The following is a 15,655-nucleotide window of genomic DNA, read 5'->3' as shown; positions in this document are numbered from 1 at the left end:
GAGTGAAAAGACATGGCAAAGATTCAAGTTTTTGGACATAAGAACCCAGATACTGACACCGTTGCTTCTGCAATGGGTGCTGCTGATTTGTTGGCACAGCAAGGTTTGGAAACCCAAGCCGTTGCGCAAGGAAAGCCTAACGCCGAAACGCAATTTGCGTTGGATTACTTTGGCTTGACGGCTTTGCCAATTATTGACAAGGCCCAAACAGCAGAGGTTGTTTTGGTTGACCACAACGAAGCGGCACAGTCAGTTGATAATTTGGCTGACGTCCAGGTTTATGGTATCTACGATCATCACAAGTTTGCTTTTGAAAATGCCACCCCGTTGTATATCACGGCTAAGCCATGGGGTTCTGTTTCAACAATTTTGTACTATGAATACTTGCAAGCTGGTTTAACGATTCCTGCTAAGGTCGCCGGAATGTTGGCCTCTGGTTTGATTTCAGATACTTTACTGTTGAAGAGCCCAACGACAACGGATGTTGATCGTAAGGCCTTGCCAGAACTTGCTAAGATTGCTGGTATCGAAGACTTGGATGGCTATGGTTTGGCGATGTTGAAGGCTGGTACCGATTTGTCAACGCGGACAGATGAAGAATTGTTGGAAGGGGATGCCAAGTCCTTTACCATGGGTTCACATGAATTTCGCATTGGCCAGGTTAATACGGTTGATATTGACGACGTTTTGGCTCGTAAGGAAGGCCTAGAAAAGGCAATCAAGGCTGCTGGCTATGAGGACTTCTTGTTTGTAATTACAGATATTTTGAACTCAAACTCAAAGGGTCTTTATGTTGGAGATGCTCCAGAAGCCATCGAGGCTGCCTTTGGTGCCAAGCTTGAAAATGATGTGATTGACTTGCCAGGAGTTGTTTCCCGTAAAAAGCAAGTGGTCCCACCATTGCAAGGTCAATTCTAAGCTTAGAATTATTTCGATAAATCTAAGAAATGGGCTTTACAGCCGTCTAAATTCTATGTATAATATTATTTTGTATTGACAAGCAAATAATTTTTATAAAAAAATCTAACATTCGAGGAGCAGGGAATATGCGTATTCATGTTGTATTAGGCAATGATGAAACTGGGGAGCGTATTTACTTGACGTCAAAGAACCGTCGTAATACGCCTGACCGTTTGGAGTTGAAGAAGTACTCACCAAAACTTCGTAAAGTGGTAACATTCAAGGAGATCAAGTAATGGCTAAGAAATCAAAGATTGCAAAGGCAAAGCAACGTGAAGCTTTGGTAGCAAAGTACGCTGACAAGCGTGCTGCTTTGAAGGCTGCTGGTGATTACATCGGATTGGCAGCTTTGCCAAAGGATTCATCACCTGTTCGTCTTCACAACCGTGACCAAATTGATGGTCGCCCACACGGTTACATGCGTGAATTTGGTATGTCACGTTTGAACTTCCGTCAATTAGCACACAAGGGCCAGATTCCTGGTGTTCGTAAGGCTTCTTGGTAAGAATTTAATACCCTTTCAACCACAGCTTTGCTGTGGTTTTTTTGTGTCTGCCTTGCTTTTTCTAATAAAATCAGCTATGATATGGGTAAGTTAATTTACATAGAGGTTGTAAATGAGCGGGTCAGGGGGATTTGACCGGCTCATTTTTTATGGCAGAAAACTAAAAAGGAGTTTGGATGGCACAGGCAAAGAATCAAGCCTTGCTTGAAATTTTAAATCCGATCATTGAAAAACAGGGACTTTTGCTCTGGGATTTAAACATCAAGAAGGTTGGTGGACAAAAAACAGTCGAAGTATTAGTTGATTTACCAGACCACCAAAACATTTCCATGGCGCAGATTACTGAGTTTACTCAGCTGGTCAACGAAGCCTTGGATGATGTAGCAGTTGATCCGGTTCCGGGTGAGTATATGTTAGACATTGCTTCTCCTGGGATGGACCGCAGCCTGGCTGAACCTTGGCACTTTGCCTGGGCGAAGGATGGCGATTTAGCAGTGACCGTTGCTTTATTTGCGGCCAAGGATGGTCAAAAGCAATGGACCGGTCAAATCACTGATTTAAATGAAAACGGTTTGTCACTACAAAGTGATCAAGCAAAGTTGGATGTTACCTTTGATGAAATTGCCAAAGCCATTGTGGCCGTTCAATTTTAAACTAATTGAAAGTGGAGAAAGCAAATGAGTAAAGAATTAGTACAAGCCTTAGATGCCTTAGAACAAGAACGTGGAATCGACCGCGCGGTTGTTGTAGAAGCTTTGGAAAATGCTTTGAAGGCCGCTTACAAGAAACAGTACAACGCGGCTCAAAATGTTGAAGCAACTTTTGATGATAAGAAGGGCCAAATGACCATTAAGCAGGTCAAGCTGGTTGTTTTGGATGACGACTTGGTCGACCCCGATACTGAAATCCCTTTGACAGAAGCCTTGGAAATTAACAAGGCCTACGAACCAGGTGATGAAATTCGTTTCGATGTGACACCAAAGGATTTCGGCCGGATGGCTGCCCAGGCAGCTAAGCAGGTGATCGTGCAGAAAATGCGCGAGGCAACTCGTCAAGCAATTTATGATAAGTACCAAGATTATCAAGATGAAATCATCACTGGTGAGGTTGAGCGTCAAGACAGCCGTTTCTTGTATGTGATGTTGCCAGGTAAGCAGGAAGCCGTGATGACGCAGGGTGACCAAATGCCAAATGAAACCTACCGCATGCGTGATCGCATCAAGGTTTTGGTAAACAAGGTTGATAATTCCTTGAAGGGACCACAAATCTTTGTTTCACGGACGGCTCCTGATTTGGTCAAACGTTTGTTTGAACAAGAAGTACCAGAAGTTTATGATGGTACAGTAGAAATTGTTTCCATTGCCCGTGAAGCAGGTGATCGCTCAAAAATTGCTGTTTACACGCACGATGCTGATTTGGACCCTGTTGGTGCCTTAGTTGGACAACGTGGTGCTCGTGTGCAAGCCGTTGTGACTGAATTGGGCGGCGAGCATATGGATATCGTGGAGTGGGTGGAAGACGAGGCCCAGTACATTGCCAATGCATTGAACCCAGCCGAAGTAACGGACGTGATTTTTGATGCCAACAACGAGCAATCTGTCACTGTGATTGTACCAGACGACCAATTGTCATTGGCCATTGGTAAGAAGGGGCAAAACGCTCGTTTGGCCGCCCGTTTGACTGGCTTTAAGATTGATATTAAAGCTGAAAGTGAAGCCGGCGACTTAGCAGTTGAAAAGGCAGAAGCAAACCAAACGGCTGATATTGCTGACCAGGCACTTGTTGAACTAGCAGATGACAACCAGGCAGCAACAGACCAAGAAGACTAAGTATTAGAGGAGGTTCTTTCATGAAAACACGGAAGGTTCCCTTAAGAAAAGATATCGTGACTGGCGAAATGTTTGCCAAAAAGGACCTGGTCCGGGTCGTTAAAAATAAGGAAGGGGAGGTCTTCTTAGATCCCTCTGGTAAACAAAACGGTCGCGGTGCCTATATTTCCTTAAACCGTGAGGTTGCTAAGGAAGCAAAGGAAAAGCGCGTCTTTGAAAAGGCCTTTTCAATGCCAATTGATCCGGCTTTTTATGAAGAACTCTTTGCTTATGTTGACCATCAGCAAGCCCGAAAAGAGTTATTTGAAAATGAAAAGTGAAGAAGAACAAGTCTTACACTTACTTGGTTTGGCGCGTATGTCTAAAAGTCTTGTTTACGGGACCAACGACACGTTAACTGCGATTCAAGGACAAAAGGCGAAGGTTGCCTTTTTCCCAAAAGATGGTGGTGTCAGCCAGCAAAAGAAATTTCGGGACAAAACCAGCTTTTATCAGGTGACCTTGGTTGAAGATTTCACCAAGGATGAATTAAGCCAAGCAATTGGCTTAAATCGGTCGATTATGGCGATTACCAATAATGGCTTTGCGAAAAAAATCAAACAATTACTCGAAGAAAAGGAGCGGAATTAATGGCAGAAGAAAAAAAGTTTTCAGGATCCAACCGGCCGACCCGCAAACAGGCAGTACCAGAACGAAAAGAATTGCCTGCTTCTCAGCGTCGGCATGCCGCTAAATTATCAGATGAAGCTAAGCTGCAAAATTCAAACCAGCCTCGTCCAAAGACACAAGAAGGTGGTCAGCAACACCGCCGCAGCAACAATAACAATCGCCCAAGTAATGGCCAGCAGGGTCAGGGCGGAAATCGTCGCAATAATAACAAAAACCGCAGCAATAATACCGGTCGGCCAATGATTCGTGAAAAGAAGTCATGGTCAACCAAGCCACGGGAAGGGCAGATTAACTATTCTGCTCAAAAAGATGACAGTTTGAAGGAATACGTTTCTGAAAACAAGAAGGTCCAAGAAGCAAAGCAACAGGCAAAGAAAAAGCCAGCTGCTAAGAAACCAGTTGAAGCAAAAAAGCCTGCAGTTGAAGCAAAGAAGCCAGCGGCTGCAGGTGCTAAGACGGAAGCCAATTCAGGCCAAGGCCGCTTTGGTGGTTCGCTTGCTTCAGGCAATAATTCTGCTCGAAATAACACGCGCAAGCGCAATACTAACGGTACTGGTCAACAAACACCACGCCGTAATGATAAGCCACATGGCTCAAAGAAGGCTCGTCGAATTGCTGCTAAGCAAGCACCAAAGAAGCCAGTGACCGTTCGTAAGGAACAACCATTGCCAGCAGTTTTGGAATACAAGGTCGGTATGAACGTACAGGACTTGGCTAAGCTTTTGCACCGTGACGCTACTGAAATTATTAAGAAGTTGTTCTTACTAGGTGTTGTGACGAACCAAAACCAATCATTGGATGAAGATACCATTGAAGTTTTGGCAGCTGATTACGGCATTGAAGCTCAGCAAAAAGAAGAAGAGGATGTAGCTGACATCGACCGCTTCTTCGATGATGAAACGATTAACGAAGAGGCCTTAGAACCGCGTGCGCCGGTCGTGACCATCATGGGACACGTTGATCACGGTAAGACGACTTTGTTGGATTACTTGCGTAAGACCAACGTGACTGCTGGCGAAGCTGGCGGAATCACGCAGCATATTGGTGCCTACCAAGCGCGTTTGAACGATAAGTTAATTACCTTCTTGGATACTCCTGGTCACGCGGCCTTTACGGAAATGCGTGCTCGTGGTGCCAACGTGACGGATATCACGGTTTTGGTTGTTGCTGCTGATGATGGTGTGCAACCACAGACAATCGAAGCGATTAACCATGCTAAGGCAGCTGGTACGCCGGTGATTGTTGCTGTTAACAAGATTGATAAGGAAGGGGCTAACCCTGATCAAGTCATGAACGAGTTGATGGCCTATGATTTGGTTCCTGAAGAGTATGGTGGCGATACCATCTTCGTTCAGATTTCAGCTAAGTTTGGTCAAAACGTTGACCAATTGCTGGAAATGATTTTGTTGGAAGCTGATGTTTTGGAATTGAAGGCTGACCCAACACAACCTGCTCGTGGTTCGGTTATCGAAGCTCGTTTGGATAAGGGCCGCGGTCCTGTTTCCACTGTTTTGATTCAACAAGGAACGCTCCATGTGGGTGATCCAATCGTTGTTGGAAACACCTATGGTCGTGTTCGAACGATGACCAACGAAAAGGGACAAGACATTGCTGCTGCTAAGCCAGCAACACCTGTTCAAATCACTGGTTTGAACGAAGTGCCTTTGGCTGGTGACCGCTTTATCGTCATGGCGGATGAAAAGACTGCCCGTGCCGCTGGTGAAGAACGTGCAAAGCGTGCTCGTGAAGAAGTCCGTAATGCCGGTTCTGTTGTTACATTGGATACTTTGTTTAACACGATGGCTGAAAAGGCCATGAAGACAGTGCCAGTGATTGTGAAGGCCGATGTCCAGGGCTCTGTTGAAGCCTTGACTGGTTCATTGAAGAAGATTGAAGTTGATGGCGTTCGAGTAGATGTTGTTCATTCTGCTGTTGGTGCAATCAACGAATCCGATGTTTCTTTGGCGGAAGCTTCTGGTGCCATTATTTTAGGCTTCAATGTTCGACCAACACCGTTTGCTAAGTCGCAGGCTAATAACGACAAAATTGATATGCGTTTCTACTCAGTTATCTATGACGCCATTGATGATGTGACGGCCGCAATGAAGGGCCAACTTGAACCCGTCTATGAAGAAAAGGTTATTGGCCAAATCGTTGTTAAGGAGCTCTTCAAGTTTTCTAAGGTTGGTACCATTGCTGGTGCCAGTGTTGAGGAAGGTAAGATCACCAAGGATTCAAAGGTTCGCATTATCCGCAATGGTACGGTTATGTACGATGGTCAATTAGCTTCTTTGCAACGTGGTAAGGATGCGGTTAACGAAGTGAAGTTCGGTTATGAATTTGGTTTCACTGTCAACAAGTTCAACGATATTCAACCGGGTGATGCAGTCGAAGCTTACATCATGGAAGAAGTAAAGCCTAAGTAAGCTTTACTGATGGGAGGTCTTGATGGCAAATGCACAACGCGCTGGGCGTTTGGCCCAGGAAATTCAAAAAGACGTGACTGACCTGATTTTAAAGCGAGTGAATGATCCGCGAGTTCAGGATGTAACGGTAACTTCTGTGGAAGTATCCGGTGACCTGCAAATCGCCACGATTTACTACTCAATTTTGTCAGACTACGCCTCGGATCGGAAAAAGGCTCAAGCTGGCTTAGAAGCCGCCTCAGGCTTGATTCGCCGTGAATTAGGCGCGCGGTTAACTGTTTATAAAATTCCGGAATTGCATTTCGTCTTGGATAACTCAATTCAGTATGGTGACCATATTGAAGAGTTGATTCGCGGCTTGCATAAGAAGGATTAAGGTCAAGGAAACTTGATTGAAAAAGGACTTGCGATGAGCGGGTCCTTTTTTGTTTGCTTTGCAAAATCAACTTCAGCGGGCATGCTACGCTAAAAAAATATGTTTGCATCCGCCAGTACAGGCAATTTTATTTTCTTTGTATGCACTTTTGTTACGCTGACTAGTAGAAAGTGATTAAAAATCATGATAACTTACAATAGTTTCATGTTTATCACCTATGAAAAGCCAAGCACTTTGTGTAGACTAAGAAACTAAGAAGAAAGACCGTTGTTGGTCCACTTGGAAAATGAATTAGTTGAAAGGATTTCACCATGCCAAAACCATTAAACAATGCTGTTTTAAGCTTGACACCCGACAAGTTATTAGACTTCCAACACTCTGTTGCTAATATTGAAGGGTTGGTCTCGTTAACCTTTGGAGAACCTGGTTTTGCGACGCCCGCGCCGGTAAAGAAAGCAACGATTCAAGCCATCGAGGAAGACCGGTCCCACTATGGTGATTCACAGGGAGAGCCAAAGCTCCGCTCAGCTATCTTAGACTATATGGCCGATCGCTATGACCTTCATTACCCAAGTATTGATAACGTGATTGTGACTGTTGGGGTCACAGAGGCGATGCAATCAATCTTTAAGACCTTGCTTGCACCTGGTCAGGGCCTCTTGATTCCAGACCCAGCCTATGGGTCTTATTTCTCGGCTTTGAGTTTGGCCGGTGGCACGGCTGTTCCAATTGACACGGCTAAGACCGCTTATAAATTGACACCCGCCTTGATTGACGAAACAATGGCTCAGACGAAAGAGGATGTGCATGCCATTCTCTTTAACTATCCTAATAATCCAACCGGGGTTACTTACACAAAATCAGAGCTGGAAGAGCTAGCAGAAGCTTTCAAGAGTCATGACCTCTGGGTGATTTCAGACGAAATTTATTCAGAATTGACTTATGAGGGTGATCACTATTCAATGGGCAAGCTCTTACCTGACCAAACGATCGTTGTAAACGGTTTGTCGAAGTCGCACGCCATGACGGGTTATCGACTCGGCTTTATCCTGGGGCCAAGCACATTAATCCAGCAAATTCAAAAGGTGCACGGTCCCTTGGTCTTTGCTGTGCCAACCTTTATCCAAGACGGCGCGGTTGCTGCCTTGCAAATTCCAAAGGAAGACTTGAGCTTTATGAAGGTTGAATACCAAAGGCGTCGTGACTACGCTAAGAAGTTCTTAGAAGATTTAGGCTTCGAACTGGTTGCGCCAATGGGAGCCTTTTACCTCTTTGCCAAGTTGCCAGCTGATTTGGGTGTAAATGGCTGGGCCTTCGCGACAGACTTAGCTCATCAGGCCAAGGTTTCAGTCATTCCCGGCGCCGGTTTCTCCTTCTTTGAAGAAGCACAGAAGTTTATCCGGATTTCTTACGCGGCCGATATGGCACAATTGCAAGAAGGTCTTCAGCGCCTAAAAAAATATGTAGACAAACAACGGGCAGCCCAAGCAACTGCTGAGGCGTTGTCAGAAGATATGGAGGCCTTGGCGGATTAGTCCTTGGTTTTCATTAAAAAATCAGTTTTTGCCATCGATGAGACGGACCCTACCATGGCGAAATATAAACACCAAAGAGGAACTTGATTGACAAGTTCCTTTTTGTGTTAAGTTATAAAGGATAAATGAGTAAAAATCTCATAAAAATGCCATAAAAACTTTCAAAAAAATTCATTTTCGTGTAAACTGAAGTGTGCGATGGATGCCATGCGAATGGCTGCTTTCACCAGCAAGACGAAAGGAACCAGGAAAATGACAGAACCACTTTTACCAGTCAACCAGGCGGTTGTTTCAATCGCCCCCGATAAATTGTTGGGCTTCCAACAACAAGTTTCAGGAATTGAGGACTTAACCTTTTTGACCTTTGGAGAGCCGGGTTTTGATACACCAGCTGTTGTCAAGGAGGCCACGATTACCGCCATTAATAACAATCGTTCTCATTATGGCAATTCCCAGGGAGAACCTGCGGTCCGTAAGGCAATTCTCGATTATATGAAGGATCGTTACGACCTTGATTATCCAAGTATTGATAATGTTGTCGTGACTGTTGGTGTAACGGAAGCCATGCAAGCAATCTTTAAAACATTGCTTGCTAAAGGTGAGGGATTGCTGATTCCAGAGCCAGCCTATGGTTCTTACTTTGCTTCGTTGAGCCTGGCCGATGGTGTTGCGGTACCGATTGATACAGCCAAAAATAAATTTAAATTGACGCCAGCACTTGTTGATGAAGCGTTGGCCCAAGTAACGGTCCCAGTTCGTGCCATTCTCTTGAACTATCCAAATAATCCAACTGGTGTTACTTACTCAAAGGAAGAGTTGGGGGAACTGGCTGCTTGTTTTAAGAAGCATCAAATTTGGGTCATTTCTGATGAAATTTATTCTGAATTAACTTATGGTCGTGATCATTACTCGATTGGTAAGTTGTTGCCAGAACAAACACTAGTGGTTAACGGTCTTTCCAAGTCGCACGCCATGACGGGGTACCGCTTTGGCTTTATTTTGGGTCCGGCGAGTGTGATGCAATATATTCAAAAGGTTCATGGCTCTTTGACCTACTCTGTACCAACCTTTATTGAAGATGGAGCAGAAGCAGCCTTGCAGATGACGCGAGCAGAGTTGGATTATATGAAGGAAAGTTACCAAGACCGGCGCGACTTTGCCAAGCAGGCCTTAGAGGATCTTGGTTTTGATGTTGTTGATCCTGAAGGAGCCTTTTACCTCTTTGCTAAGATACCGGCCGATTTTGGCACGGATGGATGGACTTTTGCTGAAAAATTAGCCGCAGAAGGCAAGGTTGCAGTCATTCCTGGAGTAGCATTCTCGCACTTTAAAGAGGCGAACGCTTATATCCGGATTTCTTATGCAACGGCTCAAGACCAATTAGAAATTGGCTTTGCAAAATTGCGGGACTACATTGAAAAGGTCCGGGCAAATCGGTAAAATAAGAACCGACTAAAAAGACACTTTTGCTGATGAACCTCGAAATTTGGATAAATTTTGGGGTTCAAATCATTTCGTGCTTTGGTCGGTTTTTTAATTGCACAAATGGAGGCCACAATGATGGCAATAGAAAAACACCCCGAACTATCCGGTCTGCTGGTCGTCAATAAGCCAAAGGAAATGACCTCCTTTGGTGTGGTTGCGAGATTACGGCGGATAACCGGACAGAAAAAAATTGGCCACGCGGGGACCTTGGATCCAAACGTCGAGGGCGTTTTGGTGGTCGCCTTAGGGAAGGCAACCAAGTTAATTGACCTTTTGCAAAGTCGGCCAAAAACCTATACGGGTACGGTTACCTTTGGCTATGCAACGGAGAGCCAGGATGCTGATGGGGCGGTTGTTGTGCAGCAGCCTTTGACAGCGGCCATTGACCAGAGTCAGCTCAACACCGCTCGAGCTGATTTGACCGGGGACATTATCCAGATTCCACCAATTTATTCGGCGGTCAAGGTCAACGGGAAGCGCCTCTATGAATATGCGCGAGCGGGAGAAAAGGTTGAGCTGCCTAAGCGGGAGGCGACGATTTACCGCTTCGACCAGACTAGTCCGTTAACCTGGGTTGAGGGGCAACCTTACCAGCAAATGGACTTCTTAGCTCAAGTTTCAAAGGGAACTTATATTCGGACTTTGGCCTATGACCTTGGTCAAAAATTAGGATTGCCAGCGGCGATGACGGCTTTGAAGCGGACAGCTGGGTCTGGTTTTACCATCGATCAGGCTGTTTTGCTTGATGACTTATTGGCGATGGACTATCCTGAAATTTTAAACCAAGTGCATTCACTTGAGTCCGTTTTGACTTGGCCAAAGAAGTTGCTGACCCAAGAGGAGATCTTTGCGGTTAAGAATGGTCAAAAAATTCCGGCCAGTGCTTGGCCACAAAATGATGTTGGTTACTATCAAGTATATGACCAAGACCGGTTGCTGGCAGTCTACGCTTTTGATACTGACCAAAATGTTTGGCGGTCGCGTTACTTCTTTGCCCAAAATTGAAAGAAGCAAAGTGATTGTATTGGTAAAAACTCTGCTATAATATGCCCATGACTGAATTAATATCTTTGCATTATCCACTAAAAGAATTGCCCCAGTTGACTAGCAAGCAAGTACTGGCAATGGGCTTTTTTGACGGGGTCCATTTGGGTCACCAAAAGGTAATCCAGGAAGCTGCGCGGGTGGCGCACGAAAACGGACTACCACTGGCCGTTTTGACCTATAGTCCCTATCCGGGATTGGTGTTTAAAAAGCTGCCTCAACCCTGGCACGATTTAACACCATTGGACCAGAAGGTTCAGCTGCTTGGAAAGCTGGGCGTTGATCGGGTGTACTGCCTCCAATTGACATCACACCTTTCGGCCCTTCATCCAGAAGAATTTATTAAAGAAATCCTCTTGCCCCTCCAGGTTCATACGGTGGTTGCGGGCTTTGACCATCGCTATGGCAGGAAGGAATACCAAGCTGACATGGCTCACTTGCCTGAATTTGCCGCTGGTCGCTTTAATGTTCTGACCGTTGCCAAAAAGACTCTCGGCCAATCGGCTGCTAAGGTGGCCTCGCGCCAGATTCGATTGGACTTAGCAGCAGGTGACATGCCTGCCGTAACAAAAAGTCTTGGCCGTGTCCACGAGACGACCGGGCTGATTGTTCATGGGGATGCACGGGGACGGACCTTGGGCTTCCCAACGATTAATATCTGGACGCCAGAAGTTGAATTTCTTCCTGGTATCGGTGTCTATGCTGTCAGCGCCTATGTTGATGGTCGCTGGGTTGACGGCATGGCCTCTATTGGCCGTAATGTAACCTTTGAACCAAACCGGCCGGTGACGGTGGAAATTAACCTCTTTGACTTTGCTGATGAAGTTTACGGGGAACCGGTGAAGGTTCAGTGGTATGCAAAGTTGCGAAATGAAGTGAAGTTCAACTCCGCCGAAGGCTTAATTGATCAGTTGCTGATTGATCAACAAAATACACGTGAATACTTTCAAGAAAAAGCAGATTAATTTTAATCTGCTTTTTTTGCTATAACAGTATTTGTTGGTAAGCCTGATAGAAGGGGATTTTATCTAAAATTAGCACTCTTTTACAAAGAGTGCTAAAAAGGGTTTGCATTTTTTCTGATATTTTGTATAATATAGTTGTTAGCAGTTAAGAGTTTTGAGTGCTAAACAAAATTGCAGGGAGGTTTGGGTTAATGCTAACTGATCGACAGCAATTAATTTTGGCGGCGATTATTTATGAATATACCCAGACCGCCCGAGCGGTCGGGTCTAAGACCTTACATGACCAGTTGAACTTGGAATTTTCACCAGCAACGATTCGCAATGAGATGAGCTTTTTAGAGGAAGCTGATTTGATTAAGAAGCTTCATACCTCCGCTGGTCGAATTCCATCGAAGGCTGGTTACCGTTACTACCTTGATCACTTAATGGTGGCCGACCAAGTTTCAAAACAAGATGTTGCGCTAATTGCCCAACAAATTCGTGGTAATTTCCACGAATTGGATGATTTACTTGGCCAAACAGCTCGACAATTGGCAAAGATGACGGGGCTAACAGCCTTGGTGCTAAAGCCAAAGGCCATTAACCTAAAAATCTCGTCCTTCCAGTTGATTCAATTGGAACGCCAGCAGGTTTTGGCTGTCCTGGCAACTTCTGATGGCAAGGTGACTTCACAAACTTTTCGCCTACCAAAGGAAATGAGCGTCTCGTCCTTAACGGATATGGTGGCCTATATCAATGCACAAATGGTCGGCAGACCAGTTCAAGAGGTCCTTTCGTTAATGAACTCAGAGGAATTACCGGTTACGCTTTCACGGAATGTTGAAAGTCCAGCGGCCTTCCTGCAGCTCTTTGGCGAAGTTTTGGCTCGGTCAGTTGAAGAGCAGGTCCACATTGGTGGTCGGTTCAATCTCTTAGAGGTTGCCGATGATGCCTACTTGAACCTGAAGGAAGCCCGGTCGGTCTTGGAGTTGTTTGACTCGCCTGAGGTGGTGCGCCAATTGGCTGTGACACAAAAACAATCGGTGACGATTCGCTTGGGTCAAGAGTTGCCAACATCTCTTTTGCAGGACTACGCTATTCTTGCCGCACCGTTTTCGGTCGGTGGCGATGCTGGCGGGGTGATTGCATTAGTAGGTCCGATTCGGATGCCATATGCCAAGGTTGCTAGGTTACTATCAACCTTTGCCAAGGCATTAGATACAAAATTACTTGAATATGTTTAACCAAAAGGAGGAACGCCCGTGGCGAAGTCTGAAGATGAAAAAGATTTGAAGCAAGCTGATTTTGAGGAAGCAACAGAGGCAAAGGAGTTTGCTGACGCTGACCAAACTCAAGAAGAAGCAAAGGACAAATCAGAAGAGTCGCAAGCAAAATCAGAAGAGGAACCAGCAGTGGATCCATTAGCTGATTTGCAAGCAGCCCTTGAGAAAAAGGATGATGAATTACTTCGCGCTCAGGCTGAAATTCAAAACATCCAAAGTCGTAATGCTCGCGAAATTCAAAATATTCGCAAGTATGATGGTCAGAAATTAGCCGAAGCCATCTTGCCAGTGGTTGATAACTTGGAGCGCGCCCTTGCTGTTGAAGTGGGAGATGACGACCAGGTGGCACAAATTCACAAGGGAGTTGAAATCACTTTAAAGACTTTGAAGCAGGCGTTGACAACCAACGGCATTCAAGAAGTCGGTCAAGTAGGTGATGACTTTGATCCAAATACGATGCAGGGTGTTCAATCCGTGCCAGCAGAAGGTAAGATTAAGGCCGATCAAGTGGCGACAGTCTTGCAAAAGGGCTATGTCCTTCAAGATCGAGTAATTCGTCCAGCAATGGTCGCGGTTGCACAATAATATTAAACAGTAAATATCTGGTGACTCAGCCCTTTGGCACCACACCTTAAAAAGTTTAAGAATATGATTTAAAAAATAGGAAGGGTCGATATACTATGTCAAAAATTATCGGAATTGATTTAGGAACTACTAACTCAGCTGTTGCCGTTTTGGAAGGTGGCAAGCCAAAAATTATTACGAACCCTGATGGTGGTCGGACGACACCTTCAGTTGTGTCCTTTAAGAATGGGGAAACCCAGGTTGGTGATGTTGCAAAGCGTCAAGCAATCACAAATCCGGACACTATTTCATCAATTAAGTCTCACATGGGCGAAGAAGGTTACAAGGTAACCGTTGATGGTAAGGACTACACACCACAAGAAATCTCAGCCATGATTTTGCAGTATATCAAGGGCTATGCAGAAGACTACTTGGGTGAAAAAGTTGACAAGGCTGTTATTACAGTTCCTGCATACTTTAACGATGCCCAACGTCAAGCTACCAAGGATGCTGGTAAGATTGCTGGTTTGGAAGTTGAACGAATCATCAACGAGCCAACAGCCGCCTCATTAGCTTATGGAATGGATAAGTTAGACAAGGATGAAAAAATCTTGGTTTATGACCTTGGTGGCGGAACATTTGATGTTTCTGTCCTTGAATTAGGTGATGGTGTCTTTGAAGTTTTGTCAACAAACGGTGACACACACCTTGGTGGTGATGACTTCGATGCCAAGATTATCGATTACTTGGCTGACGAATTTAAGAAGGAAAACGGCATCGACTTGAAGCAAGACAAGTTGGCCTTGCAACGATTGAAGGATGCCGCTGAAACTGCTAAGAAGACTTTGTCTTCAGCAACTGAAGCACAAATTGACTTGCCATTTATCGCTTCTGGTGACCAGGGACCTTTGCACTTGCAAACTTCTTTGACTCGGGCAAAGTTTAACGAATTGACAGCTGATTTGGTTAAGAAGGCCGAAGCTCCTGTAATGAACGCCTTGAAGGATGCGGGATTGTCCTTTAATGACATCGATGAAGTGATTTTGAATGGTGGTTCAACTCGTATTCCTGCTGTCCAAGAGTCAGTGAAGAAGATGACTGGCAAGGAACCAAACCACTCAATCAACCCTGATGAAGCCGTTGCCTTGGGTGCCGCTGTTCAAGGTGGTGTGATTACTGGGGATGTTAAGGACGTTGTTTTGTTGGATGTTACACCTTTGTCACTTGGTATTGAAACCATGGGTGGTGTCTTCACAAAGTTGATTGATCGTAACACGACTATTCCAACTTCAAAGTCACAAGTCTTTTCAACTGCAGAAGACAATCAGCCAGCTGTTGATATTCACGTTTTGCAAGGGGAACGTTCAATGGCTGCTGACAACAAGACTTTGGGTCGGTTCCAATTGTCTGACATTCCTGCCGCAAAGCGTGGCGTCCCACAAATCGAAGTGACCTTTGACATTGATCGTAACGGTATCGTTAATGTTTCTGCTAAGGATTTGGGAACGCAAAAGGAACAAAAGATCACCATCCAAGCTGCCGGTGGTTTGTCTGACGAAGAAATCGAAAAGATGATGAACGACGCCAAGGCAAACGAAGAAGCCGACAACAAGAAAAAGGAAGCGGTTGAAACGCGTAACAACGCTGACCAATTGATTTTCCAGACTGAAAAGACCTTGGAAGAAGTTGGCGACAAGTTGTCAGATGATGATAAAAAGCCAACACAAGAGGCCTTGGATGCCTTGAAGAAGGCTAAGGAAGCTGCTGCTGCTGAAGACGCTGACTTGACTGATTTGAAGGCCAAGACAGACGACTTGCAAAAGGTAGCTACTGAATTAGCAACAAAGTTGTACCAGCAAGCACAACAAGCCCAGGAAGCACAGGGTGGTGCCGAAGGTGCTCAAAAGGATGACAACACAGTTGATGGTGACTTCGAAGAAGTTAACCCAGATGACAAGAAGTAATCTTTTCTTTGCCAGTGAAAACTGATAAAATGGACCGGCTATGGCTTGGTCCGTACATATTTGAATCAAAG

General features: G+C 45.1%; 16 protein-coding genes. All 16 read left to right on the top strand.

The window, feature by feature from the left end; all coding sequences use genetic code 11:
- The first annotated feature begins 12 nt into the window (after positions 1-12).
- Positions 13-918, top strand: a complete 906-nt coding sequence (locus ACSYSR_RS00515; protein WP_489816445.1) for a manganese-dependent inorganic pyrophosphatase — start codon at positions 13-15, stop codon at positions 916-918.
- Between the two features lie 128 nt (positions 919-1,046).
- Entirely contained in the window at positions 1,047-1,196 is a 150-nt protein-coding gene (gene rpmG / locus ACSYSR_RS00510) for a 50S ribosomal protein L33 (protein WP_002815032.1), read from the top strand.
- Positions 1,196-1,465, top strand: coding sequence for a 30S ribosomal protein S14 (gene rpsN, locus ACSYSR_RS00505; protein WP_047974832.1), 270 nt, complete (start codon positions 1,196-1,198; stop codon positions 1,463-1,465). The genes rpmG and rpsN overlap by 1 nt, the downstream gene beginning before the upstream one ends.
- A 176-nt stretch (positions 1,466-1,641) precedes the next feature.
- Positions 1,642-2,118 (top strand): ribosome maturation factor RimP, encoded by a 477-nt coding sequence (gene rimP / locus ACSYSR_RS00500; protein WP_252774057.1) that lies wholly within the window; start codon positions 1,642-1,644, stop codon positions 2,116-2,118.
- Positions 2,119-2,142: 24 nt separating this feature from the next.
- Positions 2,143-3,294 carry a transcription termination factor NusA gene (nusA, locus tag ACSYSR_RS00495; RefSeq protein WP_489816446.1) on the top strand — a complete coding sequence of 384 codons (1,152 nt, stop codon included), beginning with the start codon at positions 2,143-2,145 and terminating at the stop codon, positions 3,292-3,294.
- A gap of 20 nt (positions 3,295-3,314) precedes the next feature.
- Positions 3,315-3,614, top strand: a complete 300-nt coding sequence (gene rnpM, locus ACSYSR_RS00490; RefSeq protein ID WP_047974834.1) for an RNase P modulator RnpM — start codon at positions 3,315-3,317, stop codon at positions 3,612-3,614.
- The gene (locus ACSYSR_RS00485) at positions 3,604-3,924 is read left to right on the top strand and encodes a L7Ae/L30e/S12e/Gadd45 family ribosomal protein (protein WP_252774055.1); all 321 of its coding nucleotides are present in this window, start codon (positions 3,604-3,606) and stop codon (positions 3,922-3,924) included. The genes rnpM and ACSYSR_RS00485 overlap by 11 nt, the downstream gene beginning before the upstream one ends.
- Complete coding sequence (gene infB / locus ACSYSR_RS00480) at positions 3,924-6,389, top strand: translation initiation factor IF-2 (protein WP_252774054.1); 2,466 nt, start codon at positions 3,924-3,926, stop codon at positions 6,387-6,389. The genes ACSYSR_RS00485 and infB overlap by 1 nt, the downstream gene beginning before the upstream one ends.
- Before the next feature lie 22 nt (positions 6,390-6,411).
- A complete protein-coding gene (gene rbfA / locus ACSYSR_RS00475; RefSeq protein WP_047974837.1) occupies positions 6,412-6,765 on the top strand; it encodes a 30S ribosome-binding factor RbfA in 354 nt (117 codons plus the stop codon).
- Positions 6,766-7,076: 311 nt separating this feature from the next.
- Positions 7,077-8,300 (top strand): aminotransferase class I/II-fold pyridoxal phosphate-dependent enzyme, encoded by a 1,224-nt coding sequence (locus ACSYSR_RS00470; RefSeq protein ID WP_489816447.1) that lies wholly within the window; start codon positions 7,077-7,079, stop codon positions 8,298-8,300.
- A 252-nt stretch (positions 8,301-8,552) separates the two neighbouring features.
- Positions 8,553-9,740 carry an aminotransferase class I/II-fold pyridoxal phosphate-dependent enzyme gene (locus ACSYSR_RS00465; RefSeq protein WP_489816448.1) on the top strand — a complete coding sequence of 396 codons (1,188 nt, stop codon included), beginning with the start codon at positions 8,553-8,555 and terminating at the stop codon, positions 9,738-9,740.
- 126 nt (positions 9,741-9,866) lie between these two features.
- Positions 9,867-10,790 (top strand): tRNA pseudouridine(55) synthase TruB, encoded by a 924-nt coding sequence (gene truB / locus ACSYSR_RS00460; protein ID WP_489816540.1) that lies wholly within the window; start codon positions 9,867-9,869, stop codon positions 10,788-10,790.
- 47 nt (positions 10,791-10,837) lie between these two features.
- Positions 10,838-11,794, top strand: coding sequence for a riboflavin biosynthesis protein RibF (gene ribF / locus ACSYSR_RS00455; RefSeq protein ID WP_489816449.1), 957 nt, complete (start codon positions 10,838-10,840; stop codon positions 11,792-11,794).
- Positions 11,795-11,985: 191 nt separating this feature from the next.
- Positions 11,986-13,017, top strand: a complete 1,032-nt coding sequence (hrcA, locus tag ACSYSR_RS00450; protein ID WP_489816450.1) for a heat-inducible transcriptional repressor HrcA — start codon at positions 11,986-11,988, stop codon at positions 13,015-13,017.
- Positions 13,018-13,035: 18 nt separating this feature from the next.
- Positions 13,036-13,641, top strand: coding sequence for a nucleotide exchange factor GrpE (gene grpE / locus ACSYSR_RS00445; RefSeq protein ID WP_489816451.1), 606 nt, complete (start codon positions 13,036-13,038; stop codon positions 13,639-13,641).
- A gap of 95 nt (positions 13,642-13,736) precedes the next feature.
- Complete coding sequence (dnaK, locus tag ACSYSR_RS00440) at positions 13,737-15,584, top strand: molecular chaperone DnaK (protein ID WP_489816452.1); 1,848 nt, start codon at positions 13,737-13,739, stop codon at positions 15,582-15,584.
- Positions 15,585-15,655 lie beyond the last annotated feature (71 nt).

The organism is Fructobacillus sp. ESL1096, from assembly GCF_058511985.1.
Note: the sequence above shows the minus strand (reverse complement) of the source record. Positions and strands in the feature narration are given on the sequence as shown.